Origin of the sequence: Mesorhizobium sp. M4B.F.Ca.ET.089.01.1.1 (genome assembly GCF_004022605.1) — a bacterium.
Classification (GTDB): domain Bacteria; phylum Pseudomonadota; class Alphaproteobacteria; order Rhizobiales; family Rhizobiaceae; genus Mesorhizobium; species Mesorhizobium abyssinicae.
Genome location: NZ_RZOS01001318.1, coordinates 1 through 508 on the forward strand (window position 1 = coordinate 1; position 508 = coordinate 508).

2 pseudogenes are annotated in these 508 nt (G+C 63.8%); both read right to left on the reverse strand.

Annotation, left to right across the window (positions count from 1 at the left end):
- Window positions 1-146: pseudogene (locus EN780_RS41645) on the reverse strand (ABC transporter permease); the annotation flags it as partial.
- Window positions 133-508: pseudogene (locus EN780_RS37330) on the reverse strand (ABC transporter ATP-binding protein); the annotation flags it as partial. The pseudogenes EN780_RS37330 and EN780_RS41645, both read right to left, overlap by 14 nt.

Genomic DNA, 508 nt, shown 5'->3' on the forward strand with positions numbered 1-508 from the left:
ACGCAGATGCGGTCCCACAGCCAGATAGCCAGCACCATGATCGCCAGCGGCAGCACCCATCTGCCGATCCGTTCCAGCCGCTCCTGGCGGACGCGGCGCGCCTCTTCGGGATCAAGCTTCAGGACTGTGTCTTCAATGGCCGTCATGGTGCGGTCCGGCGGTTGAATTGATGGCGTTGACCAGCACGTCGGACGCCTGGCGGCAAAGCGCGGCATAATCGGGCGAGGTTCGGAACACCTCGTCGCGCGGATAGGGAGCGTCGACGGCAAGCTCTCCGTGAACGCGGCCCGGCCGCGCCGCCATCACGACCACGCGACTGGACAAGAACACGCTCTCGAAAACGCTGTGGGTGACGAAGACGACGGTGAAGCGCTCGTCCTGCCACAGTTCCAGAAGGTCGTTGTTGAGTTTGAAGCGTGTGATCTCGTCGAGCGCCGCGAAGGGCTCGTCCATCAACAGGATGCGCGGTTTGGTCACCATGGCCCGCGCGATCGAGACGCGCATCTTC